Genomic DNA, 24,406 nt, shown 5'->3' on the forward strand with positions numbered 1-24,406 from the left:
CAGACGCAGCCTTAACGATGAACATGCAGATAAATCCGCGCCAAAATCGATTTACACATGCCGCCCAAATCGATTTGGGTGGAATGTAGTCCTGTTCAATTAACCTGTCAACGGCAGACCCCGGGCAACCCGGCTTGAGTAGCTGATCCGGGTCAGGAGGCGTATAACTCGGCCCATCGTTTATTGAGTTTCCCTACCTATGCCCAGCAGCAGCTCTCGTCGCCCCACCATTGCTGATGTAGCCAGTGCCGCTGGTGTGTCGCGTACCACCGTCTCCCATGCGCTCAATGACCGCGGCCAGGTCGACCCCCAGACCCGGACCCTGGTAAAGGAAGTCGCCGCCCGCTTGGGCTATAGCCCGAACCTGCGGGCGCAGCGCCTGCGCACCGGGCGCGCCAACTCAATAGCCCTGCTGTCATCCATGCCCTTTGCCGTTGCCGGCGGATCTTCACGCCTGGGGTTTTTGATGGAAATCGCTGCCACCGCGATGGAGGCTGCATTACGTCAGGGCGTGGCTCTGGTTCTGGTGCCACCGATGGAGGGAGCGCAGGATTTGCTGGATACCCTGGATATTGACGGGGCAATCATCATCGAGCCGGTGGCAAACGACCCGCACATTGCCCGCTTGCGCAAGAGAGGAGTGAAGCTGATTTCAATTGGACGCCAGCCCGAGACCGACGATCCGGTGCCGTACATTGATATGCATGCAGACGTTGCAGGTGCCCTGTTGCTGGAGCACTTGCACGCACAGGGCGCCCGCCGGACCGGTCTGATAATCGGCGCTCAAAGCAGGCACTCCTATGTCGATATGGAGCATGCCTATCGCGCTTACTGCGCCTCCACTGACCAGCCCGTCGCCATCGTGCGGGCGGATGAAGCCGGAGGCGAATCAGCCGGCGCTGAGGCCTGCCTGCAATTATTGGAGGAGTACCCGCAACTGGACAGTTTGTGCGTCCCGGTGGATGCCTTCGCCACTGGCGCCGTACAGGCGTTGACGGCAAGAGGCTTGAAGGTGCCGCAGGATGTAAAAGTGGTGACGCGCTATAACGGCTTGCGGGCGCGGGAATGCAACCCGCCCTTGACGGCCGTGAACATGCATCTCGAACAAATCGCGGCCCAGGCCATCGAGTTACTGTTCGAGCAAATCAACAATACCGGGCAACGTCAGCGCATGGATGCGCCCCTGGTGACCCTGGTGGTGCGAGACTCAAGCGCACAGTCAGACGGCCCCGCCCGGCACTGACCCCTACAGCGGCACCACAGCGGATGGACCGCCCTGGCCGACAGCGCCGGTCACAAACTTCGCCACCTGGGCATGGGACAATGCCCGGGCATCCGCCAGCTTCTGCAGCCACATTGCCAGGCGCGTCACGCAACCGGGCTCCTGTCGGGCGACCGGGTCCAGATGGGCAAACAGATCCTGCACCAGCACCTCGGCCGACTGGCTCAGATACTCCGACTTTATTGCCCCGGCAATTTGCCCGGCCAGTTGCGCGACATCCGGGTTACTGGCTTCCAGCTCTAGCATTCGCTGCGCATAGGAGGACGTGACGGGTAACGGCATAAAGGGTTTTCCTGGGTGATGGAGGGTTAATAGAATTCTTCCCGGGATTTAACCACGCTCACCGGCTTGCGCTCCCCCGTGCCCGTAATCTCGTAAACCGTCATGACGTAGTTATCTGCTATGACTGTTTCGATGAGGTAAGCGGTCTTGGGTTTTGGGGTAAAGACTTGAGTCTCAGGCTGAGCCGCTATGGCGTAACCGAACATCGAGTGCATGGGAATGCCGTTGAGGGTCGCAACCTGTTGCTTGACCAGCGCATTGACCTTCAGCGGTTTATTGGCCTCTACCAGCGTGTCGATACTCGACGTCCCACCGGCCATTTTTTTCAGGTACCCGGGTATGCGCTTGAAATAAGCCGTGTCATACACCTGTTCGCCAGCAGACTGCATGCCGAATCGACCGGCGTCACTCGGCCCGGTGGAGTAGCTGACGGGATGGTCACCTGCGCCGCCGACAGTGCGGAACGCAAGGCTTGCATGCTGCTCATCCGCGGGTATCGTCACCAGCGGCTCTGGCGTGGATTGAACGGCAGACTGGCGGCTGGCGCAGCCGGTAATTGACAGGGCCAGGGTTATTGCGAGGGTAAAAACCAGAGTTGTTTTCATTCGATCCTTGAATTTTCATGTGTCGGGAGCAGCTATGGACTTCAATTTCTCCGGAAGGTGCCACAACCGGCGGATCAGTCAGCGCCGAGTTGCAGTTCCATTGCCTGGGACATCAGGCCGCAGCCATCACGCAGGGGTTCCAGAGGGCCGACCGGACGAAAGCCAGATGCCGTGTACAGGCCCATTGCCGGCGTGTCTGCGGCCGTTACGCCCAGGCAAACACGGCGTACACCAACACTCTTTGCCCACTCCAGCGCTTCATGCAGCAGTGCACCGCCAGCGCCCAGGCCACGGCGCGCAGGATCAACCCACATCTGAAAAATTTCGGCCACGCCGGCTTCCGGCAACTTGCACCAGACCAGCCCGCACATTTGCTGGTGATCGAGCGCAACAAATATTCGCGCCTGCCCCGAGGATACGGCACCTGCAAGCCGTGAAGCCCAGACCTCATCGGTCCTGCCCGCCTCTGACTCATAGGTGCTGGCGAAAGCATCGGGAGAGTCTTGCAACGACTGCAGACGAAGGTCCCGGTAACTGCGCCACTCACCGGCCTCAACCGGACGTACTGAAATCATGCTGCGGCCCCTCCCTGTACCAGTGTCAATACGAAGTGGCGCAGACTAGCGTGCGCCCGGGTGAGGGACAACCTTGCGCTACACCGCGTTCACAATGGCGCTTGCCAATCCGCAATCGGGTGGCTACCTTCCAGTCCATGAGCACGTACCGTATCGCCTCGACCACCACCACTACCACGACCGCACAAGGCGGGCCGTGAGAAGTGTCGTGAGCTGAACCCAAACGAACTTCAAAGGCCCGCCAGCAATGCGCAGGGCCTTTTTTGTGCCTTGCGGTCGCTGGCTCACTCGCAAGGAAATGCACCATGTATGCACTACTGATTCTCGATATGCAGGTCGGTCTGGTTCAGGGCCCGGACCAGCCCTGGCAGGTGCCAGCGCTGATAAACACATTGAACAGGCTGATGAGCGATGCGCGGCAATCCCGCGCCCCGATCTTCCTGGCCCGACACACTGGCCCGTCGGGGTCGCCCATCGAACCAGGCAGCCCGCTGACGCAAATCGTTAAAGAACTGGAGCTGCAGGGTGATGAAGTTATCTTCAACAAAAGCCGGCCAAACGCATTTTGCATGACTGAGCTGGAGCAACAGCTGCAAGTGCATGGATGCACGGGCATAGTCGTCACCGGAATGAAGACTCAATATTGCGTAGACAGCACCTGCCGGGCAGCCAGGGATCTGGGCTTTGATGCGGTGCTGATTGCCGACGGTCATACCTGCTCCGACACACCCTTGCTCAAGGCCCGGCAGATAGTGGCACATCACAATGCGACCCTGGACGGACCTTTCTGCCGTGTTGTCCAGGCACAGGACTGGAGCTTTCAGGACCCCTGCGCTGACTGAATTGCCAGCAAAAAAACGCCGAAGCCGAGGACACAGATCATGCAAAGAACGGTAAGAATCGCCAATGAGACGGATATCGAGGTGATATTCGACATCCGCACCAGCGTGACAGAGAACCACTTGTCCCGTGATCAGTTAACGCAAATGGGCATTACCCCCGAAGCCATACGCCAGGCGATGTCCCGGGCGCCGTGCCTCTGGATCGCGGAGGCCGATGGCACCCCGGTGGGGTTTTCCATGGTTGATCTCAAAGAAGGCTGCGTGTTTGCGGCATTCGTGCGGGCTGAATTCGAGGGGCACGGCTTCGGCCGACGCCTGATGGAAAAAGCCGAAGCCTGCCTGTTCCGGCAGCACCCGACGATCTGGCTCGAAACCGCCGGGGCTAGCCGCGCCAGTGGCTTCTACCGCAAGCTCGGCTGGCAAGCGGTGGAGAACCTGGAGCAAGGTGATGTGCGCTTTGAGAAGCAGCGCCCATAAACCCTGCACGGCGGGCGCCTGGTGTTCATTGCCGGACAGCAGGCGCCCGCCCGGCACTTCGCGCTAGCATTGCGCCCCTTCCCCCCGGCAATCGGACATCACATGCAAAGGCTCGAAGACAACGCAGCACTGGTGATCATCGACATGCAGAAAGGCATTGATCATCCCAAGCTGGGCAGACGCAACAACCCCCAGGCCGAGTTGCGGATCGAGGCGTTACTGAGTGCATGGCGACGGTCTGCAAGGCCGGTGGTTCACGTGCGGCACATATCGCGATCAGCCGACTCGGTATTTCACCCGGGACAACCCGGCTGCGAGTTTCAGGAGGCGTTTGTGCCTCTGGCCCATGAACACGTTGTGGAAAAGAACGTCCCGGATGCCTTTACCGCCACCAGCCTTGAGCGCTGGCTGACCACCCGTTCAATTCGGCAACTGGTGATCTGCGGTGTTGTTACCAATAACTCGGTGGAGTCGACGGTGCGCTCGGGAGGCAACCTGGGCTTTGAGGTGATAGTGCCTGCGGACGCTGCTTACACGTTCGATCAAAATGATCTGACAGGCCGCCACTGGAGTGCAGAGGATATACATGCAATCTCTCTCAGCAATCTGGCAATGGACTACGCGACCATTGTCGAGACCGGGCAGATTTTAAACCTTATCTGAAGCCCCGCTGGTGTTGACGCCACTTGAAGTGCAATCCGGCCAACAGCGAGCCGGCAAGATCGCCCACCCCCCTGGGCAGGTGCTTTTGGCTGGCTCCGGAGCAGGTGATTTCCCTGCGCGAAACCTTGCACAGCATCGACCGCCGATGCCGGCTGAAATAGTTTAGCGATGGAAAAACGATTTCCGTTCATACATCCCATCATGGCCACTACAATGCCACCCCACAATGGACGTGATATTGGGCAGGACGATGGAATTTCGAAATAACATCAATGCGTTACGGGCACTCGCCGTTATTTCGGTGGTGCTTTTCCACTTCAAGGTTCAAGGGTTTGGTGGAGGATTTGCAGGGGTCGACGTATTTTTCGTCATCTCGGGCTTCCTGATGACCGGAATCATTTTCACCGGTCTACAAACGCAGCGCTTCTCCCTCCTGGGGTTTTACGCATCAAGAGCGCGCCGCATCATCCCGGCCCTTTTGACCCTGTGCATTGCACTGTTGATATTCGGCTTCGTATTTCTGCCCCTGGATGATTATCGGGATGCCATAAGGACGCTCAAAAGCAGTCTGCTTTTCAGCTCGAACTTCACATTCGCCAAAGGCGGCAGTTACTTCGACGCTCCGCTGCACGAAAACTGGCTACTGCATACCTGGTCACTTTCGGTTGAGTGGCAGTTCTATATGCTTTATCCGTTACTGCTGATGGCGCTCTACAAGTTTGTGGGTGCCAAAAACACAAGAAGTACCTTGGTACTGCTGGCTTTGATCTCGTTCGCGGCCTCTGTCGTTCTGACCAGGACCAGTCCCGTATTTGCCTTTTATATGCTGCCCACCCGAGCCTGGGAGATGATCGCAGGCGGGCTGGTATTTTTGTACCCGCTGCAACTTGGCAAGCGCAGCAGTTCGATTTGCGAAGGCCTGGGCCTTGTGGCCATCCTGGCCAGTGTGATGTGTTTTTCCGAGCAGGATCAGTGGCCCGGTTATTTAGCGTTGCTGCCGGTTCTCGGAACAGCGCTGGTGATTTACGGAAATACCCAGTCGGCTTTCAGTACCAACAGAGCCCTGCAATACACCGGCAAGATCTCTTACTCGGTTTACCTTTGGCATTGGCCGCTGGTGGTATTGCTCTATACCTGTGGCCTGCTGACGAGCTGGCCGTACGTGACCGGCGCAATTATTCTTTCGTTCGTGCTGGGTGCCCTGTCGTTCTATCTGGTGGAGTCACGGGCGAACAGCGCTACCTCCGCTACGAAAACCATCATCAAGTACGCCTCATATGCGCTTGGCGCAGTCGCCTTGTCAGCCGTCACGTCCTCGGTAGTAAAAGACTACCCTGGCGTCAGGTTTGCCTTTGTGGACCTGGGCCAACCTGCGTATTCCGGCACACTGTACTCGCAGGAATGCTTCCCCAACGACTATGCCGCCGCCGATTGCAAACTCGGTACGGGCGAAGTGTCGGTCATTCTGTTTGGTGACAGTCACGCTCAATCAACGGCAGCAGCGGTCCAGCTCGAGAACAAGCAAGCCGCTTTATCCTGGGCGCGCGGTGGTTGTCCGACCCTGCAAAACTTTGAAATGCGTGACAAAGAACTGCAGCGCCAATGCCAGGCGTTCAACCAGGAAAAACTGGAAGTCCTGAAGAACTCCTATAAGGGAATCCCCGTGGTGCTGTTCAGTCGGGCAGCGCTGTACTGGGACCAGAGCCGAAACAACAAGCACCGAATTTTCTTCCCTGAGGCCAAAGACCCGGATGGCTCATCTTTTGTCGAAACCTACACCGCGAAATACATCGACGTCGTCTGCTCGATCGCACAAAACCATCCGGTTTATATCGTAAAGCCGATTCCGGAAATGCCCTTCAGTGTCTATAAAGGCCTGAATCTGCACAGGCGAATATTCCAGCACACCACGGATATTTCGATCCCGCTGCATGAATATGAAAAGCGCAACAGGATTGCCATTACCACGATCGAAACTGCAGCAAAGCGTTGCAACGCAACCGTAGTGGATCCAACCCCATATCTATGCCCTGACGGCAAATGCATGGGGTCCAGGGACGGGGTTCCGCTGTATTACGATGACAACCATCTCGTAGACGCAGGCAACGAACAGTTGAAGGGATTGTTTAAAGACGTGTTCAAAGGAATTTAGCCGCGTACAGGCTCGTGGAGGCTCGACAGGGAGGCCGAAGCAGCTGAGGCTGGTACTCACCCCGGAAACGACGCCAACTTGCGTTGTCGACCTGTGCGGGCCTTGGCCCGCCATGGTGGCTCTTCTCTGCGTGCCACCCTGCACCCACAAATCCCGGGCACAAAAAAGCCGGTTAATCCTGAGGATTAGACCGGCTGTTTTGGTGTTGCATATGGTGGGTCGTGTGGGATTCGAACCTACGACCAATTGGTTAAAAGCCAACTGCTCTACCAACTGAGCTAACGACCCGCTTCGTTGTGGGACGTATAATACTGATTTTTAACGAGAATTCAACACCCAGTTAAAAATAAATGCGAAATAATTCAAAAATAGCGGGTTGGGTCAGTAATTCCGGCCGCTGCAAAGCCTTCAGCACGCAGTCGGCAGCTGTCGCATTTACCGCACGCACGGCCCTGAGCGTCTGCCTGATAGCAGGAAACCGTCAGGGAGTAGTCAACACCGAGCTTTACACCGGTCTGGACGATTTGCGCCTTGCTCAGGTTTTGCAGCGGAGCCTGGATGCGGAACCCGTTCCCCTCCACGCCGGCCTTGGTCGCAAGGTTTGCCATGACTTCGAATGCCTGAACAAATTCAGGACGGCAATCCGGGTAGCCCGAATAGTCCACCGCATTGACGCCGATGAAGATGTCCCGCGCTTGCAGCACTTCTGCCCAGCCCAGCGCCAACGACAGGAACACGGTGTTACGTGCAGGCACGTAGGTGACCGGGATGCCTTCGCCAAGGGTCTCTGGCACGTCAATGGAACTGTCGGTCAGAGCCGAGCCGCCAATGCCGTCCAGGTTCAGGCCGATGACTTTGTGCTCGATCGCACCCAGGTCACGGGCTACACGCGCAGCGGCGTCGAGCTCGGAACGGTGACGCTGACCATAATCAAAGCTCATGGTGTAGCAGCTGTAGCCTTCGGCGCGCGCCATGGCCACCACAGTCGCGGAGTCAAGACCGCCAGACAGCAGGATTACGGCTCTTTTTTCGGTGACAACAGTTTGTTCGGTCATTTCAGCGCCCCGGCTCGTCGTTCCAAAGATATTTGTGCAGCTGCATTTGCAAGCGTACTGGCAGGTTATCCGCCACGATCCAGTCCGCCAGATCGCGGGCCTTCAGGTCGTGGTGACTTGGCGAGAACAAGACTTCGCCAGCCCGTCGCTCCAGCCCGTACTCGATCAGCTTGGAGACCGCCCAGTCATAGTCTTCCCGCGAGCAGATCACAAACTTGACCTGGTCATTGGGTGTCAGCAGCGCAATGTTTTCATAGAGGTTGCGATGGGACTCTTTGGAGCCCGGCGTCTTCAGGTCGAGCACCCGACTGACACGCGGGTCGACCGCAGAGATGTCCAGCGCTCCGCTGGTCTCGATCGAGACCTCATAACCCGCATCACACAGTTGCTTGAGCAGAGGGATGGCATTGGGCTGCGCCAGAGGCTCCCCTCCCGTCACACAAACATAACGCGGACGAAACCCGGCCACTTGCTCAAGGATACTGTCGAGTGGACGTACGGTGCCGCCACTGAACGCGTAGGCACTGTCGCAATATTGACAGCGCAAAGGACAGCCGGTCAGGCGTACAAAAACGGTGGGCAGGCCAGCCGTTCGCGTTTCACCCTGTAAAGAGTAAAAAACTTCGGTAATTCTCAATGTGTCTTGCATATCCGCCACGGGCGTAACAGCTAAACAGGCTGTCCGCCTCCGTCAGGCACTCCAAAGAATCTGCCTGCGCAGGACTCAGAAGAGCGTATTTCATAAAAGGGCGTGGATTCTAACGAAAAAACCCGCGACAGGCGCGGGTTTCTCGATGAAAGCATTGTGTTGCTTACATGCGCTGCAGATCTCGCTGCGCCAGCTGTGCCGCCGAAGTACCAGGGTACTGGGCGATCACTTGCTGCAGAATGCCTTTAACCTTGTCGGTATGACCGAGGCGGCGCTCTACATCAGCGAGCTTGTAAAGCGAGTCCGGCACTTTGGCATGCTTGGGATACAGCTGACTGACCTTGGCAAATGCCTGGCCAGCGGCCTGCAAATCACCTTTGGCCAGATTCACTTCACCCAACCAGTACTGGGCATTGCCCGCATACTGACTGTTCGGGTATTTGCGCAGAAAGGCAGTGAACGCCAGACTGGCCTTGTCGAAGTCCTTGGCTTTGATCAGGTCGAAAGCAGCATCGTAATAGAGCTTTTCTTTCGCCGGATCGCCAGGTTCCGAACTGGCAGCGGCCTGAGAAGCAGGTGCTGCGCTATTACCGGCGGTATTAGCACCACCGGCAGAAGAATTATCAGGAGCGGCAGCAGGAGCAACGCCGGTTCCTATTCGCCGATCAAGTTCCTGGTATCGCTCCAGGCTTTCTTGCTTCATCCGCGAAACATCATTTTGCAGAACTTCGATCACACCTTGTTGGCGGGCAATCTGCTCCTGCATTTGTTGCAACTGGTTGAACAGCTCGCCCTGTGCCGAGATAGGGGTCGAAACCCCTCCCCCGGCATAGGCGCCGCTCGCACCGTAACCCGTAGCCGGATTACTCCCCCCGCTATTGTTATAGCCAGAGTTGTCATCGACCACAGGAACCGCAGCCCATGCCGCTAGCGGCATGAGGCTGAGAGTCAGAATAGTTACAGCACGGCGGCACGTTCGCATGACGAATTACTTACGCAGTTCGACGCGACGGTTTTGAGCCCACGACTGTTCGTCGTTGCCAGTAGCGATTGGACGCTCTTTACCGTAGGACACCAGCTCCAGCTGTGCTGGAGAAACACCTTGCAGTACCAGGTAGCGTTGAACGGCTTTCGCACGACGCTCGCCCAGTGCCATGTTGTACTCACGAGTACCACGGGCGTCAGTGTTACCTTCCAGAACAACGCGAGCGCCGTTAGCTTTCAGGTCTTTAGCGTGTACGTCCAGAGCGCGCATTGCTTCTGGTTTCAGGTCCGAACTGTCGTATTCGAAGTAGAAAACAGTGATCGCGCGCAGAGCAGCTTCTTCACTCAGGGAGCCATCAACAGCGCCTGTGTTTGCGCCGTAACCAGCGTTTGGATCAACAGCAGCGCCTTCACCGGCATTGTCGCCGCCTTTGGACGAGCAACCTACAGCTACAGCCATGGCCAGTGCCAGCGCAGCGAATTTACCAAACTTCAGCATTTCCATCGTAAAACTCCTAATGAACCCCAAGTGTTATATGCAACGTAAAGCTATCACCACGTCAGTTCAGGTAAGGGGACCAGGAAGGTTCTCTGACTTCGCCTTGAGCGGTAGGAAGAGGGAGCCTTACGCGTCCGTTAATGGACACGAGCATCAAGACTCCCCGGCCCTGCTGGCGGGTGGCGTAGATTACCATGGTGCCGTTGGGTGCAACAGTAGCTGACTCATCAAGGTTGGTATCTGTGAGGATTTTCACGGTTCCACGCTGCAAATCTTGCGCTGCAACACGGAAATTAGTGAAACCGTCCTGACGATGGATCATTACCAGGGTCTTTTCGTCAGCCGAAAGCTTCGGACTGGCGTTGTAGTTCCCGATAAAAGTTACGCGCTCTGCATTACCGCTACCAACTGTGGTCTTGTAGATTTGCGGTTTACCGCCCCGGTCAGAGGTGAAATAGATGGTATTGCCATCTTTACCCCAGAACGGTTCGGTATCAATTGCCGGATTGTTGGTCACGCGAGTCAGCTGGCGCGAAGCCAGTTCCATCACGTAGATCTCGGCATTACCGTCTTTGGACAATACAAACGCCAGCTTGGAACCATCCGGCGACCAGGCAGGCGCACCGTTCAGGCCTTCAAAGTTGGTGATCTGCTCACGACGGCCAGTATCAATGTTCTGCATGAAGATACGCGGACGCTTCTGCTCGAACGATACATAAGCGATACGCTTGCCGTCCGGAGCAAAACGCGGCGACAGAATAGGCTCGCGCGACTGCAGCAGGGTAACGGCACGGGCACCATCGTAGTCCGAACGCTGCAAGGTGTAGCGGGTGTTGGTCGCACTGGCACGTTCAGCCGTTACATAAAGCAGACGTGTAGAGAATGCACCTTTAATACCGGTCAGTTTTTCAAATGACTGGTCAGAGATGTAATGCGCCATGTCCCGCAGCTGATCAGTGGTACCCGACACGCTGCCGGTCAACACTGGCTGCTCGGTCGCCACGTTGAACAAGGCATATTGAACCTGCAGGCGACCGCCCGCCGGGACAATATTACCAACCATGACGTACTGGGCGCCCAGGGCTTTCCAGTCACGGAAAATGACTTCGCTGGCCTGGGTCGGCAAGCCAATCATGTTCTGCTTTGGAATCGGCGCGTAATAACCCGAATTGCGCAGGTCATTGCCAATGATTTCAGCCATGTCGTCGGGCAGGACGGTACCGCCCTGCCAGCCGAAAGGAACAACTGCAATTGGCGTTGCCCGGTCGCTACCACTGGTAACCAGAATGTTCTTTTCATCTGCTACCGCCATCCCTGCCACGCAGCAGACGATGACTAGCAGTCCTCGAAAAAATTTAATCACAAGGCTAGATCCTCAGGTGTGAATGTCATCTTGAATGATCGGTAAGGATTAAAATCGCTGGGCTTCATGCCCTGCATTTCCGTTAAACGGCCAATATTCTTGACCGCTGCCACAGCCGAGCTATCAAACGGGCCATCACCACTGGACTTGGCAACCGTCACCGACGTTACCGTGCCATCTGGCAACATGCCAATTTGCAGTACCACTGTCATATTCTTGCGGGCCGAAGGTGGACGAGCCCAGCCTTCTGCTGCTCGAGCACGAATCAAGTCATCGAAACTGCCGGCGACCTCATCGCCCTGCTCATCAGCCAAGGCTTGCTGGCGTTGTGGCGTATCGGAAAGCAAATCAGCCAGTGCTTGCGCCTTTTTGTCTTCGGTCGATTTACGCGCTGCTTCTACGGCCTTTTTCTTGGCAGCATCGGCAGCCGCCTTTTTCTTCGCATCTTCGGCGGTTTTCTTCTTCGCCTCGTCTGCTACGGCCTTTTTCTTGGCATCTTCAGCAGCTTTCTTCTTCGCATCTTCGGCCGCTTTTTTCTTCGCGTCTTCAGCGGCCTGTTTCTTGGCCTCTTCTTGCGCAGCCTTCTTGGCCTCTTCCTCAGATTTCTTCTTGGCTATATCAGCCAGTTTCTTCTCTTCGGCTTTTTTGGTTTCTGTAGCCTTTTTGGCATCGTCGGCTTTCTTGGCGTCATCTGCCTTCTTCGCCTCGTCTGCCTTTTTGGCTTCGCTCGCCTTGGCTTCATCAGCCTTCTTGGCATCAGCAGCTTTTTCGGCAGCCTCTTCTTTCTTTTGTTCCGCGGCTTTTACAGCCTCTTGCTCAACCTTCTTTTGTTCCATCTGTTCGACTTCGGTCTGGCGTGCGGCGGATTTTTTCGCCTCACCCGCAATCTTTTGATTGGTCTGGGTGGTCGCCTGACTTTTGGACTTCAGTTGATACAAGGTTGCCTGAACAATCGGCTTGGACGGCGGCAGTTCCGGAGTCATGGCAAAGCTGGCGAACAGCATGCCAAAAATCAGGATGTGCAGCCCTACCGCCCAGACTGTAGGCCAAAAATAGTTTTCAGAGGCGGACGGCTCCCGCTGTTCGCGCATCAGGGAGCCTCGGTTATCAGGCCAACGTTACCGACCCCGGCCTTCTGCAGGCCACCCATGGCGCCCATCACAGCGCCGTAATCCACAGTTTTGTCACCACGGATAAAGACTTGGGTGTGCTTGCCGCCTTCGTTGCCCGCGCGGATGATTTTAGTCACTGCGTCAGTCATCTGCGGCAAGGTCATGGCCTTGTCCATCTGCTTTTCGGTGTCGACTTCACTGCCAAGGTTCCAGAAATAGGTCTTGTCAGCCTTGATCGAAATGGTCAGAACCTGAGTGTTGTTGTCCTGCGGCAAAGCCTCGCTGGAGACCTTGGGCAAATCAACCTTCACACCCTGGTTGAGCATCGGTGCGGTCACCATGAAGATGACCAGCAGTACCAGCATCACGTCGATGTATGGCACTACGTTCATCTCGGCAACCGGCTTGCGCTTTTTGCGCGCTCGAGCGATTAAAGCCATTGGAAATTACCTGCTTATTCTTCGCTGGTGTGCACTTTGCGGTGCAGGATCGCCTGGAACTCATCGGCGAAGGTGTAGTAGCGGCTAATCAAGGTTTCGCTACGTGCAGCAAAACGGTTGTAAGCGATAACTGCCGGGATCGCAGCGAACAGACCAATCGCCGTGGCAACCAGTGCTTCGGCAATGCCCGGGGCAACAGTCGCCAGAGTCGCTTGCTGGGCAGTGGCCAGCCCCCGGAAGGAGTTCATGATGCCCCAGACCGTACCGAACAAACCGATGTACGGGCTGACAGAACCCACGGTTGCCAGGAACGGCAGGCTTTGCTCAAGCTTCTCTTCTTCACGGGAGATGGCTACACGCATGGCACGTGCAACACCTTCCATAACGGCTTCCGGATCAACACCCGACTGCTGGCGCAGACGAGAGAACTCTTTGAAGCCGGCACGGAAAATCTGCTCGACTCCGGAGTCCGGGTCCGGGTTGCTACCCGCCTGACGATACAGCTTCGACAAGTCGATACCGGACCAGAAACGCTCTTCAAAGCTTTCCAGGGCACGTCGACCGGCGCGCAGCATGGTGCTGCGCTGAAAAATCATGATCCATGAGGTAACCGATGCGGCCAGCAGAATCAACATTACCAACTGCACAACAATGCTGGCATTGCTGACCAAGCTCCACATGGAGGAATGGTCGACGACGTTAGCTTCCACGCTTTATCTCCTGCTCTAAATGTTTACCCGCGCCGCTCACGTCGGCAAAGGCCGTACGTAAAGCTTCGGGAATGGCCCGGGGTTTAAAACTATCGGCGCGCACACAGGCCACCAAAAACTGCCCCTCACAGAGCAGTGTTGCATCTGTCGCCCGCCAGACCTGCTGCTTGAAACGCAGGCTTGCACGGTTGAGCTCTGTCACTTGCGCACTAACCAACAGTTCATCGTCCAGTCGCGCCGGAGCGTGGTAACGCGCCTCGCTGGAATGCACGACAAATAACAGGTTCTCCCCCACCAGCTCGGACTGGGAAAAACCCAGCTCCCGCAGCCTTTCGGTTCGAGCCCGCTCCATAAACTTTAGATAATTTACGTAATACACGACGCCACCCGCATCGGTGTCTTCGTAATAAACGCGACAGCGATGTGCGAACGGCTCAAGCCTGTTTTGCGCGCGCATACTCTAGTGCTTACTCCTCAGGTTGCCAATCCGCCAATCGACTGTTTTTTCATTCTTCCCGGACTTTAAGACCCGGGATTTTCAGCGCCAGCCCTTGAGACAGCAAAAACGCCGAAAAAATCGACTGCCGACCGCTTATTAATCATCTAAAGCATTCAAAAACTCGTCTACGACCGGCATTTCGCCCAGGCGCGACGGAATGTTCAGTCCGAAGTGCAAATACGCGTGCCGGGTCACAACGCGACCACGGGGCGTGCGCATGATATAGCCCTGCTGGATCAAATACGGCTCCAGCACATCTTCGATCGTATGGCGTTCTTCACTGATTGCAGCGGCCAGACTGTCGACTCCGACCGGACCGCCGTCGAACTTCTCGATCATGGTCAACAACAGGCGCCGGTCCTGATGATCGAAACCATGCTCGTCGACATCCAGCAGATTCAACGCCAGGTCGGCCACCGGCTTGGTGATATGACCCTTGGCCCGCACCTCGGCAAAGTCCCGTACACGACGCAACAAACGGTTGGCGATGCGCGGTGTGCCACGTGCGCGCCGGGCAATTTCGTAGGCGCCTTCCGGATCGAGGGGCAGACCGAAGATTTTGGCCGAACGGCTGACAATCGTTGCCAGGTCATCCGTGCTGTAAAACTCCAGCCGCTGCACGATGCCGAACCGGTCACGCAACGGATTGGTGAGCATCCCCGCGCGGGTAGTCGCTCCCACCAGGGTGAACGGTGGCAAGTCGAGCTTGATCGAGCGTGCGGCCGGCCCTTCACCAATCATGATGTCGAGCTGGAAATCCTCCATTGCCGGGTACAGCACTTCCTCAACGATGGGCGACAAGCGATGGATCTCATCGATAAACAGCACATCGTGCGGCTCAAGGTTGGTCAGCAACGCGGCCAGATCACCCGGTCGTTCCAGCACCGGCCCCGAGGTGCTTTTGATCGACACCCCCATTTCCTGGGCAATGATATTGGCCAGCGTAGTTTTACCCAGCCCGGGCGGACCGAAAATCAGGGTGTGATCCAGCGACTCCGAGCGCCCGCGGGCAGCCTGGATAAACAGCTCCATCTGCTCGCGCACCGTCGGCTGACCAATATAGTCGGCCAGGCTCAAAGGACGAATCGCCCGATCCTGAACCTCTTCGCGGTCCCGCCCGCCTGAGGCGGTTATCAAACGGTCAGCTTCAATCACTTAAATCATTCCCTTGAGGGCACGACGAATCATATCTTCACTGCTCAACGTTTTATCCTTGATCGCGGCTACCGCCTTGCTTGCTTCCTGAGGTTTATACCCCAGCGAAATCAAGGCGCTGACCGCATCGCTTTCTGCACTGGCCACCTGCAACGGCGCGTCCGGCTGGTTTGGCACCAGTGCAAACATGCTCGGCACCTGCTCCCAGGCCTTGAAACGGTCCTTGAGCTCAACCAATAGTCGCTCGGCGGTTTTCTTGCCCACCCCCGGAACCTTGGTCAAGGCAGATGTATCCTGCGCCTGCACGCAGCGCACCAACTCGTCTACCTCAAGGCTCGACATCAACGCCAAAGCCAGTTTGGGGCCGACACCGTTGAGCCGGATCAGCTCACGAAAGAAGTCACGCTCACGCTTGCCGATAAAACCATAGAGCAACTGGGCGTCTTCGCGAACCACCAGGTGGGTGTGCAAGGTCAGCGGCTCGCCTATGGATGGCAGCCGATACAGCGTGGTCATCGGCACTTCAAGCTCATAGCCCAGGCCATTTACATCAAGAATCAGGTGCGGCGGCTGTTTTTCAGCCAGAGTACCGCGCAAGCGTCCAATCACGTTTTAGATCCTTTTCTCTGGCCAGATCAATGGCTCACAACTGCAACGAGCAGGCTGCATCATTGCAGATAGAGCCCTGCCAGCAAGCTTAATTACATTAATAAACGTGTTTCAGAGCCGCAAACGCCCACCCCGGCTACGCGCCGCACCCAGGCCGTGGGGCAACAGGCTGGAACGAGTATGTGCATGGCACAAGGCAATCGCCAGCGCATCCGACGCATCGATTTGCGGCTTGGTCGTGAGCTTGAGCAAATGCATGACCATCATCATCACCTGCTCCTTGTTGGCTCCCCCGGTACCCGCCACGGCCTGCTTGACCTGAGTGGCCGAGTACTCGGCAATCTCCAGGCTTTCTTCAGCACCCGCCACAATGGCGGCGCCCCTTGCCTGGCCCAGCTTGAGCGCCGAGTCGGCATTGCGGGCCATGAACACTTTTTCGATGCCCATGGTTACCGGCCCGTAAGTCTGAATCACCTCGCGCACTCCGCGATAGACGATCTGCAACCGCTCATGCAACTCGCCACTGCCCGTACGAATGCATCCCGACGCCACGTACACGCAACCACGCCCGGTGTCTCGCACCACGCCATAACCGGTGATTCGCGAACCAGGATCAATACCAAGAATAAGAGTCATAACGCCTACAGCTTATGAAGTGACGCCCACGGGAACATGCCCGAACAGCTTAAAGGCAGAAGCCGGAGGTGCACAGCGTAGCGATCATCGCAACGTTGCACCTCCGGCCTCAGGTTTGTAGCACGTTATCAGGCTAGCTGTTCCAGCACCGCATCAGGAATTTCGGCATTGGAATACACGTTCTGTACGTCATCCAGGTCTTCAAGCATATCGATCAGCTTGAGCACCTTCTGCGCACCGTCCAGGTCCAGCTCGGCGCTGGTGGTCGGCAACATCACAATCTCAGCGTCTGCCGGGGTGAAACCCGCGGCTTCCAGTGCGTTGCGAACCGCGTAGAAGCTTGAGAACGAAGTGAATACATCCATGGAGCCGTCTTCGTTGGTCACCACGTCGTCGGCATCCGCCTCCATCGCAGCTTCCATCAACGCATCTTCATCAATGCCCGCGGCATAGGATATCTGCCCTTTGCGCTCGAACAGATAAGCCACCGAGCCGTCAGTACCAAGATTGCCGCCACACTTGCTGAACGCATGACGCACGGCGGCTGCGGTGCGATTACGGTTATCCGTCATGCACTCAACCATCACTGCAACGCCACCCGGACCGTAGCCCTCGTAGCTCAACTCGACCATGTCGTCGGTATCGGCGGCACCGGCACCGCGAGCGACGGCACGGTCAATGATGTCACGGCTCATGTTTGCACCAAGGGCCTTGTCCAGCGCCAGACGCAGGCGCGGGTTCGAACCCGGATCAGCCCCGCCCTGACGGGCAGCGACGGTCAGTTCACGAATCCACTTGGTGAAAATCTTGCCTTTTTTGGCATCCTGACGCTCTTTGCGGTGCTTGATGTTCGCCCACTTAGAATGACCTGCCATAACGCACTCCGAATCCTTTATGAAACCTTGCCGGTCCTGACACGTGCCACGAACCGGCAATAAAAATTCTCGACCCAAATAGCAAAGGCGCATCCGGAGATGCGCCTTTGCAGGTCAGCTTTACTCAGCCTTAGGCTGTTCGCGCAAACGAATGTGCAACTCGCTCAGTGCCTTGGCATCAACTACACCAGGAGCCTGAGTCATGACGCAGGCAGCGCTCTGGGTTTTCGGGAAGGCAATGACTTCACGAATCGACTGGGCACCGGTCATCAGCATCACCAGACGATCCAGACCGAACGCCAGACCACCATGGGGTGGCGCGCCGTATTTCAGGGCGTCCAGCAGGAAGCCAAATTTCTCTTCCTGCTCGGCTTCACCGATACCCAACAGACGGAAGACCGCCTGTTGCATTTCCTTGCGGTGAATACGGATCGAACCGCCACCCAATTCGGTACCGTTGAGCACCATGTCGTAGGCACGGGACAGCGCGGTGGCCGGGTTGGCCTCCAGCTCTTCAGGCGAGCACTTGGGTGCGGTGAACGGGTGATGCAAGGCGCTGAAGCTGCCGTCGGTGTTCTCTTCGAACATCGGGAAATCGACAACCCACATCGGAGCCCACTCACAGGTCAGCAGGTTCAGATCGTTACCGACCTTGATACGCAGTGCACCCAGCGCTTCGCTAACGATCTTGGCCTTGTCGGCACCGAAGAACACGATGTCACCATCAACCGCACCGACGCGATCGAGGATCACATTGAGGTTGGCCTCAGGGATGTTCTTGACGATCGGCGATTGCAGACCTTCAACACCTTTGGCGCGCTCGTTGACCTTGATGTACGCCAGGCCACGGGCACCGTAGATGCCGACAAACTTGGTGTAGTCGTCGATCTGTTTACGCGGCATGCTCGCGCCGCCAGGAACGCGCAAGGCAGCAATACGGCATTTAGGGTCGTTGGCCGGGCCGCTGAACACCTTGAATTCCACATCTTTAAGCTGATCGGCAACGTCAACCAGTTCCAGCGGGTTACGCAGGTCAGGCTTGTCGGAGCCGAAGCGGCGCATGGCCTCTTCCCAGGTCATGTGCGGGAATTCACCGAATTCCAGACCCAGCACTTCCTTGAACAGGTTGCGGATCATTTCTTCGGTCAGACCCATGATCTCGGCTTCGTTCATGAAGCTGGTTTCGATGTCGATCTGGGTGAACTCAGGCTGACGGTCGGCACGCAGGTCTTCGTCACGGAAGCACTTGGCGATCTGGTAGTAGCGGTCAAAGCCGGCAACCATCAACAACTGCTTGAACAGCTGCGGCGATTGCGGCAGAGCAAAGAAGGAGCCTGCGTGAGTACGGCTTGGCACCAGATAGTCACGCGCGCCTTCCGGTGTGGCACGGGTCAGGATCGGTGTTTCGACGTCCAGGAAGCCGTTCTCGTCCAGGAAGCGACGGATGCTGGTGGTCATGCGCGAGCGCAGACGCAACTTCTCGAGCATTTCCGGGCGACGCAGATCGATAAAGCGATAGCGCAGACGGGTTTCTTCGCCAACGTCGGAGAATTCGTTGAGCGGGAACGGCGGGGTTTCCGCTTCGTTCAAGACTTCCAGCTCGTAGCCCAGTACTTCGATCATGCCCGAAGCCATGTTGGCGTTGCCGGCACCGGCCGGACGCAAGCGCACCTTGCCGGTGACCTTGACCACGTACTCGCTGCGCACACGGTCTGCGGCGGCGAAGGTCTCGGCGCGATCCGGGTCAAACACCACCTGGGCCAGACCATCACGATCACGGATATCGAGGAAAATCACCCCACCGTGGTCACGGCGACGATGGACCCATCCGCAAAGGGTAATTTCCTGGCCTTCCAGGCTTTCGTTCAGTTGGCCGCAATAATGGCTGCGCATCATGGTAGTGGTTTCACTTCTCGTAATTCGAAATTCGGTGGAGGTCTTGCGCACCGTCAGTGCTGGTAACAATGCAAGAGCCCGCTTGTGTTCAGACTGCTTTGATTCAGCCTCAGTCGGATTTGTCGCCGCCTGCCAGATTCTTTTTCGAGCCTGTCTTGAAGTCTGTTTCATACCAGCCGGTGCCGCTAAGGCGGAAGCCTGGCATGGACAGCATTTTCTTCAGCTCAGGGGCCTGACAGGCAGGACAATCAACCAGTGGCGAGTCACTGATCTTTTGAATGGCTTCCAGTTGATGACCACAGGAAGCGCACTGGTAATCGTACATGGGCATTGGCGTGTCTCGACAATCCGTTAGCGGCAACCCATAAGGAGGGTTACGCAGCAAAGCGCGAGATTATATCTGGTAAATCGAGCCATTGCAGCCGCATGAACAGCCATAAGACCTTAAAGGCACCATGATTCGCAAAAGATTACAAGCCACCGAACAACCTGCTCCGGCCCCACACCCCGAATCGCCCGGCAAACCGGTATTTTTCGGCAGCTTCGGGAGAAGCTCTCCGAGCCTGGGTACATGCCAACCCAATGAGGCAGTCAACGTCTTGCACCCTCCATGCCCCACTATCAACTTCCCGATCAATGCAAGAACGCCAGGCATTTATCAAACAACGGTTCTTACCCTCAATATAAAACCCCACCTGCTGATATATATATCGGCAAACCGGCGACAGTCCTCCAGCCAGACCAAACTGGAAAGGGGCCAGGGCAAGTTCTTTTCGAAATCAAAAAATACAAACATCCATCCCGCCCTGCGCGCTGCACTTCTGCGCCAATATCAATCAACATCCAGCACAATCAAAGGTGGTTTTTTTGAAACACCCCCTTATGAAACACAGACCGCAAGCCTCTCAAGGCGGCATGCGCGCCCCGGGCCCGACCAAAGAACATGACCCCCTGAGCAAACTAACCGGGAACGACCGGGCTAAAGCCCTCGCGCCCATCAAGAACAGTTAAGGAAAATACAATACCCCCACTCAACGTCTGGTACTTCAGCGTTAAAAAATACCCGCCCGCAGCGACAACTGACACTTTATGCATGATCAAAAAAACACAAAACCGTACTCATCCAGATCATGCTCGGCACTCAAGCACCGCCTTTTAAATCACATACTACAAGCCCCCTATCACTTATAGTTTAAATACGAGCCAGCACGACACTTTCAGTACTTGAGCAACCCATTATTTTTGTCAATTCATGCAGATTATAAATACAACTCCTTCCAGGGCTCTGCCCCCTGGAAATATGACCAACGGTCATGCCTGCACCAACATCGGCATAGGATGCTGTAACCAGCCACAATCACCCGACGCCATCAGATGCCGCCTGAAATGGGCTGCACACCTCTAGAACAAGGCTCTACCACTAAAAAACGCGGGGGATCATCATGTGCTGTGCAATCACATCAACATCCCATCAATACGCTTAATTTGAGAAGGCCCAAGCTTTGCTGTTAAATAGGCGGCGTGTCGCCTTCGTCAAGCCTCTGGCGACGGCGCATAGGCTGATGCCCGTACGTGTCTAGCGCCTCCATCATTTTCAGAAGCGAACCGTACGCAATCAGCTCTTCCTTGCGATCCGTCTTAAATGTGAGTTTATTGAAATGTTGAAAATCGTCCACCTGCTAACGGGCGCAGCTGCATTGCTGCTGTCCTTCATTCCTAGCCTGCAACCTGAAGCTATACCTTACCTGCAACACGCCGATGCTCTGTATCTGGCTTTTTTTGGTCTCCTTAACCTGACACTGGCTCCAGTCATTCCGTTCTGGAATAAAGGCCCCCGTCATCAACTGCAAAATCTGGTCAGCGCTCTATTGGTGCTGTCTGTTGTCCTGCAAACCCTGACCCTGTTCGGCCTGTTGTTGCCGATCGGCGATCAGCCAGCAATTTTGATCAGTCTCGTTCCTGCTGTAATTGCCGTGTTGCTGCATCTTGTAGTCAGCTTCTACAAATCATCACCTTCGTCGACTTCGCAAAGCTATGACATGACCAACCGCGATACAGGCACTGTAAAGTGGTTCAACACCTCCAAGGGGTTCGGCTTTATTTCCCGCGACTCCGGGGATGACATTTTTGTCCACTTTCGCGCCATTCGCGGCGAAGGTCACCGGGTACTGGTGGAAGGACAACGTGTCGAGTTCTCGGTGATGAACCGCGATAAAGGCCTACAAGCTGAAGATGTGATTGCAGCGTTGCCACGCCGCTAATTTCAGCAAAAAAAACCGCGATCCAGCCCTGGCTGATCGCGGTTTTTTATTGCCTGCTCAAAAATCAATAATGCGGCGGCGGAGCTTCTTCCTCAAATGATTCGAACTGTCCGCCCATTTCTTCCTGGCGCTTGAGCAGCGCAGCCATCTGCATTTGCAAACGGTCGACGGCGTTCTGCTGCATCACCAGTACATCATTCAATGCCTGAATGGTGTCATCCTGAAAAGCCAGACGGCTCTCAAGGTCCATTACCCGCGCCTCAAGGGTCATCATTGCACCTCTGAAAAAGTGAACTCGACACCAAGGACCGACTTCAACTTTTCCTGGATCGCGCCCACCTCTGCCTGGGTATACGGCTTTGCCGGGTGCTTGCCCCAGACCGGACCGGGCCATGCAACATCGGCCTGGTACCGAACAATGACGTGCATGTGCAGCTGGCTGACAACATTACCCAGCGTCGCGACATTCATTTTGTCCGCGCCGAATGCATCCTTCAGCGTCCGCGCCAGGGCTGTTGTCTCAGCCCACATCAACTGCTGATCATGTTCATCCAATTGAAACAATTCACTTATACCCTCGCGCCGTGGCACCAAAATAAACCAGGGATAATTCGAATCATTGGAGAGCAACAGACGGCACAAGGGGAAGTCCCCTATCAGCCAGGTATCCTCGTGAAGGCGTGTATCCAAAACGAACACTGGGTGTTCTCCTGTTCAACGGGCAGTTTCAGTTCAACCGGCGCCTGACGACACGTATCAACCGCCAGGCGAAAGAGCTGCAGGATACCCTTGATTGCTCCATACATCACGGCAGCAAGCATTGATTTCCACCAGCAGCGCAGCAACAAGGGCTCAATCAACAGTCATCAAACACTTGTGCACCAAAAACGCACAATATGAATGTTTTTAGTGCACCAAAACGTCACCGACCACCCCAACAGGTGTTTACCGGTAACGTTTCAGGTGTTTCCCTGCGCCAGAACCTGGCCTTTACAACGGAAAAACTGGCAGCCAGCCCTGCAATATTCCCGTTTAACCCAAGCAGCGTCTGGATTTTCAGACTGGAAATGCCCAAAAAAATATTTTTCGAGCTATTGGGTAATTTGAGCATGCTTGTTGCATAAGCCACTGACACAGTCGTCCAAGTGTCTGCCGGAGTGCGGTCACCGGGCGATAAATAACAATAGCTGCGCCGCTAGAATCCGGGATTTAAATGTGTAGGCGCAACGTAGTTTCCATGTAGCCACAGCTGTAAACAGCACTTTAAACATGCTGAAAAACGGCATACAGCTATGCGCCTGCGACATGCGGGGTAGCAATTTGCGACACGGCTGTAAAGAAACTGAATGCTTATGAGAGCAAGTATCGCCAACATGGCCGGCGTGATATAAGTTTGCGCCGACACAAAAAGAAAGAGCCGCCCCAGATAATAATTCAGGTGGGACGGCAGTACTCTTCCTAAAAACCAAAGGAGCAAATCACGATGCGCGTGATGAAGTGGAGCATGATCGCCCTGGCTGTTTCAGCCGGTACTACCCAGTTCGCAATGGCCTCATCGCAGGACGATGCTAAAGGTTTCATTGAAGACAGCACGCTGACTTCCAAAACTCGCATGCTGTACATGAACCGTGATTTCCGTAACGGCGCTGGCAACATCGCCAAGCCAGGTGGCGGCTTCAAAAGCGGCTACCGCGAAGACTGGGGCCTGAGCGAACTGCTCAACTACCAGTCCGGCTTCACCCAGGGCACCGTCGGTGTCGGTGTTGACGCTTTCGCCATGGGCACAGTACGCCTGGACGGCGGCGCTGGCCGCCAGGGCAACGGCCTGTTCGCTACCAAGGGCGACGGTTCTCCGGAAGATACCCAATCGAAAATCGGCGGTGCTGTAAAATTCCGTCTTTCCGATACCGTTCTGAAATACGGCAACCAGTTTGTTGCCAGCCCGGTTTTCTCTACCGATGACAGCCGTTTGCTGCCAGAAGTAGCTACCGGCACCTTGCTCACCAGCAAGGAAATCAAGGGTCTGGAACTGAGCGCCGGCCGCTTCACAGCGCTGAGCTCGCAAACTGGCATGGCTCGTGACAGCATCAACGGCCCAGGCCAGCCTGGCCTGACCTCTGCCAACATTGCTGGCGCAACCTACCAGTTCACCGACAACCTTGTCGGTGGTGTGGCGGCATCCGATGTTGATGACTACTTCAAGAAGCAGTACATCAACCTGAACTACACCCTGCCGATCGCAGACTCTCAAGCCCTGAACTTCGACCTCAACGGCTACAGAACTTCGAGCCAGGGCCAGGAACTGGCTGGCAACGTAGACAACAAAATCTGGAGCTTGGCAGCTGCCTATAGCCTCGGCGCCCACAAGTTCACCATTGCTCACCAGCGCTCCACCGGTGACAGCGGTTACTACTACGGCGTAGACGGCGGCGGCACCATTTTCCTCGCCAACTCCGTGCAGTACTCCGACTTTAACGCCAAAGACGAGCAGTCCTGGCAGGGTCGTTATGACCTGAACATGGCCAGCTACGGCGTTCCAGGCCTGAGCTTCATGGCTCGCTACGTTCGAGGCACCAACATCTCCACCAATGACGGTGAAGGTAAAGAGCACGAGTTCGACTTCGAAACCAAGTACGTGCTGCAGGAAGGCCCGGCCAAAGACCTGTCTTTCCGTCTGCGTAGCGCTATTTACCGCACCACCAGCAACTACGGCAATGACGTCAACGACGTTCGCCTGATCGCTGAGTACCCACTGAACATCCTGTAATCGATGCCTTCGGGCTTT

General features: G+C 56.0%; 28 protein-coding genes and 1 tRNA gene. 8 read left to right on the forward strand and 21 right to left on the reverse strand.

The window, feature by feature from the left end; translation table 11 throughout:
- Positions 1-199: 199 nt before the first annotated feature.
- The gene (locus tag WG29040_RS17160) at positions 200-1,243 is read left to right on the forward strand and encodes a substrate-binding domain-containing protein (protein ID WP_003441285.1); all 1,044 of its coding nucleotides are present in this window, start codon (positions 200-202) and stop codon (positions 1,241-1,243) included.
- 3 nt (positions 1,244-1,246) lie between these two features.
- Here WG29040_RS17160 and WG29040_RS17165 read toward each other — a convergent pair whose 3' ends face one another.
- The 3 genes from WG29040_RS17165 to WG29040_RS17175 form a co-directional block, all read right to left on the reverse strand.
- The gene (locus WG29040_RS17165) at positions 1,247-1,564 is read right to left on the reverse strand and encodes a hypothetical protein (protein WP_003441282.1); all 318 of its coding nucleotides are present in this window, start codon (positions 1,562-1,564) and stop codon (positions 1,247-1,249) included.
- Positions 1,565-1,590: 26 nt separating this feature from the next.
- Positions 1,591-2,169 (reverse strand): hypothetical protein, encoded by a 579-nt coding sequence (locus WG29040_RS17170; RefSeq protein WP_003441279.1) that lies wholly within the window; start codon positions 2,167-2,169, stop codon positions 1,591-1,593.
- Positions 2,170-2,243: 74 nt separating this feature from the next.
- Positions 2,244-2,744: a GNAT family N-acetyltransferase gene (locus WG29040_RS17175; protein ID WP_003441276.1), complete on the reverse strand. Its 501-nt coding sequence runs from the start codon at positions 2,742-2,744 to the stop codon at positions 2,244-2,246.
- A 305-nt stretch (positions 2,745-3,049) separates the two neighbouring features.
- Between WG29040_RS17175 and WG29040_RS17180 the strand changes: the two genes are divergently transcribed.
- From WG29040_RS17180 to WG29040_RS17195, 4 genes are all read left to right on the forward strand, one after another.
- Positions 3,050-3,586: a cysteine hydrolase family protein gene (locus WG29040_RS17180; RefSeq protein ID WP_003441273.1), complete on the forward strand. Its 537-nt coding sequence runs from the start codon at positions 3,050-3,052 to the stop codon at positions 3,584-3,586.
- Between the two features lie 39 nt (positions 3,587-3,625).
- A complete protein-coding gene (locus WG29040_RS17185; RefSeq protein ID WP_127196575.1) occupies positions 3,626-4,063 on the forward strand; it encodes a GNAT family N-acetyltransferase in 438 nt (145 codons plus the stop codon).
- Positions 4,064-4,165: 102 nt separating this feature from the next.
- Complete coding sequence (locus WG29040_RS17190; RefSeq protein ID WP_003441268.1) at positions 4,166-4,726, forward strand: cysteine hydrolase family protein; 561 nt, start codon at positions 4,166-4,168, stop codon at positions 4,724-4,726.
- A 250-nt stretch (positions 4,727-4,976) separates the two neighbouring features.
- Positions 4,977-6,878: an acyltransferase family protein gene (locus WG29040_RS17195; RefSeq protein WP_127196608.1), complete on the forward strand. Its 1,902-nt coding sequence runs from the start codon at positions 4,977-4,979 to the stop codon at positions 6,876-6,878.
- A 212-nt stretch (positions 6,879-7,090) separates the two neighbouring features.
- Here WG29040_RS17195 and WG29040_RS17200 read toward each other — a convergent pair.
- The 16 genes from WG29040_RS17200 to WG29040_RS17275 all read right to left on the reverse strand — a co-directional run bounded on the left by WG29040_RS17200 (position 7,091) and on the right by WG29040_RS17275 (position 19,691).
- Positions 7,091-7,166: transfer RNA gene (locus WG29040_RS17200), tRNA-Lys, on the reverse strand.
- A gap of 74 nt (positions 7,167-7,240) precedes the next feature.
- Entirely contained in the window at positions 7,241-7,933 is a 693-nt protein-coding gene (gene queC, locus WG29040_RS17205) for a 7-cyano-7-deazaguanine synthase QueC (RefSeq protein ID WP_010655856.1), read from the reverse strand.
- A 1-nt stretch (position 7,934) separates the two neighbouring features.
- A complete protein-coding gene (gene queE / locus WG29040_RS17210) occupies positions 7,935-8,582 on the reverse strand; it encodes a 7-carboxy-7-deazaguanine synthase QueE (protein ID WP_003441261.1) in 648 nt (215 codons plus the stop codon).
- Between the two features lie 163 nt (positions 8,583-8,745).
- The gene (gene ybgF, locus WG29040_RS17215) at positions 8,746-9,564 is read right to left on the reverse strand and encodes a tol-pal system protein YbgF (RefSeq protein ID WP_127196576.1); all 819 of its coding nucleotides are present in this window, start codon (positions 9,562-9,564) and stop codon (positions 8,746-8,748) included.
- A gap of 6 nt (positions 9,565-9,570) precedes the next feature.
- Positions 9,571-10,071, reverse strand: coding sequence for a peptidoglycan-associated lipoprotein Pal (gene pal, locus WG29040_RS17220; protein ID WP_003441254.1), 501 nt, complete (start codon positions 10,069-10,071; stop codon positions 9,571-9,573).
- Positions 10,072-10,126: 55 nt separating this feature from the next.
- On the reverse strand, positions 10,127-11,377 hold the full coding sequence (gene tolB / locus WG29040_RS17225) for a Tol-Pal system beta propeller repeat protein TolB (protein ID WP_050949469.1): 1,251 nt from the start codon (positions 11,375-11,377) through the stop codon (positions 10,127-10,129).
- A 47-nt stretch (positions 11,378-11,424) separates the two neighbouring features.
- A complete protein-coding gene (gene tolA / locus WG29040_RS17230) occupies positions 11,425-12,519 on the reverse strand; it encodes a cell envelope integrity protein TolA (RefSeq protein ID WP_003441249.1) in 1,095 nt (364 codons plus the stop codon).
- A complete protein-coding gene (tolR, locus tag WG29040_RS17235; protein ID WP_162207799.1) occupies positions 12,519-12,971 on the reverse strand; it encodes a protein TolR in 453 nt (150 codons plus the stop codon). The genes tolA and tolR overlap by 1 nt, the downstream gene beginning before the upstream one ends.
- Before the next feature lie 23 nt (positions 12,972-12,994).
- On the reverse strand, positions 12,995-13,690 hold the full coding sequence (tolQ, locus tag WG29040_RS17240) for a protein TolQ (protein WP_127196577.1): 696 nt from the start codon (positions 13,688-13,690) through the stop codon (positions 12,995-12,997).
- Positions 13,680-14,147 (reverse strand): tol-pal system-associated acyl-CoA thioesterase, encoded by a 468-nt coding sequence (ybgC, locus tag WG29040_RS17245; RefSeq protein WP_003441239.1) that lies wholly within the window; start codon positions 14,145-14,147, stop codon positions 13,680-13,682. The genes tolQ and ybgC overlap by 11 nt, the downstream gene beginning before the upstream one ends.
- A gap of 138 nt (positions 14,148-14,285) precedes the next feature.
- Positions 14,286-15,344 carry a Holliday junction branch migration DNA helicase RuvB gene (gene ruvB, locus WG29040_RS17250; RefSeq protein WP_003441236.1) on the reverse strand — a complete coding sequence of 353 codons (1,059 nt, stop codon included), beginning with the start codon at positions 15,342-15,344 and terminating at the stop codon, positions 14,286-14,288.
- On the reverse strand, positions 15,345-15,953 hold the full coding sequence (gene ruvA / locus WG29040_RS17255) for a Holliday junction branch migration protein RuvA (RefSeq protein ID WP_003441233.1): 609 nt from the start codon (positions 15,951-15,953) through the stop codon (positions 15,345-15,347).
- Positions 15,954-16,064: 111 nt separating this feature from the next.
- Complete coding sequence (gene ruvC, locus WG29040_RS17260; protein ID WP_003441230.1) at positions 16,065-16,589, reverse strand: crossover junction endodeoxyribonuclease RuvC; 525 nt, start codon at positions 16,587-16,589, stop codon at positions 16,065-16,067.
- Positions 16,590-16,717: 128 nt separating this feature from the next.
- Positions 16,718-17,464, reverse strand: a complete 747-nt coding sequence (locus WG29040_RS17265) for a YebC/PmpR family DNA-binding transcriptional regulator (protein WP_127196578.1) — start codon at positions 17,462-17,464, stop codon at positions 16,718-16,720.
- 120 nt (positions 17,465-17,584) lie between these two features.
- The gene (aspS, locus tag WG29040_RS17270; protein WP_029612355.1) at positions 17,585-19,360 is read right to left on the reverse strand and encodes an aspartate--tRNA ligase; all 1,776 of its coding nucleotides are present in this window, start codon (positions 19,358-19,360) and stop codon (positions 17,585-17,587) included.
- Positions 19,361-19,469: 109 nt separating this feature from the next.
- Positions 19,470-19,691, reverse strand: coding sequence for an FmdB family zinc ribbon protein (locus tag WG29040_RS17275; protein WP_003441220.1), 222 nt, complete (start codon positions 19,689-19,691; stop codon positions 19,470-19,472).
- A 1,327-nt stretch (positions 19,692-21,018) separates the two neighbouring features.
- On the opposite strand from WG29040_RS17275, the gene WG29040_RS24655 reads away from it, so the two are divergent.
- On the forward strand, positions 21,019-21,621 hold the full coding sequence (locus tag WG29040_RS24655; protein WP_127196579.1) for a cold-shock protein: 603 nt from the start codon (positions 21,019-21,021) through the stop codon (positions 21,619-21,621).
- 64 nt (positions 21,622-21,685) lie between these two features.
- Here the strand turns inward: WG29040_RS24655 and WG29040_RS17285 are convergent, their stop codons facing one another.
- On the reverse strand, positions 21,686-21,892 hold the full coding sequence (locus tag WG29040_RS17285) for a SlyX family protein (protein WP_003441212.1): 207 nt from the start codon (positions 21,890-21,892) through the stop codon (positions 21,686-21,688).
- Positions 21,892-22,320, reverse strand: a complete 429-nt coding sequence (locus WG29040_RS17290; protein WP_127196580.1) for an HIT domain-containing protein — start codon at positions 22,318-22,320, stop codon at positions 21,892-21,894. Before WG29040_RS17290 ends, WG29040_RS17285 begins: the two co-directional genes overlap by 1 nt.
- Before the next feature lie 197 nt (positions 22,321-22,517).
- On the opposite strand from WG29040_RS17290, the gene WG29040_RS17295 reads away from it, so the two are divergent.
- Together WG29040_RS17295 and WG29040_RS17300 are read left to right on the forward strand one after the other, a co-directional pair.
- Complete coding sequence (locus WG29040_RS17295) at positions 22,518-22,745, forward strand: hypothetical protein (protein ID WP_127196581.1); 228 nt, start codon at positions 22,518-22,520, stop codon at positions 22,743-22,745.
- A gap of 359 nt (positions 22,746-23,104) precedes the next feature.
- A complete protein-coding gene (locus WG29040_RS17300; protein WP_003441206.1) occupies positions 23,105-24,388 on the forward strand; it encodes an OprD family porin in 1,284 nt (427 codons plus the stop codon).
- The last annotated feature ends 18 nt before the right edge of the window (positions 24,389-24,406 follow it).

The organism is Pseudomonas sp. PAMC 29040 (genome assembly GCF_003994535.1).
In the GTDB taxonomy this organism is placed as follows: domain Bacteria; phylum Pseudomonadota; class Gammaproteobacteria; order Pseudomonadales; family Pseudomonadaceae; genus Aquipseudomonas; species Aquipseudomonas paraversuta.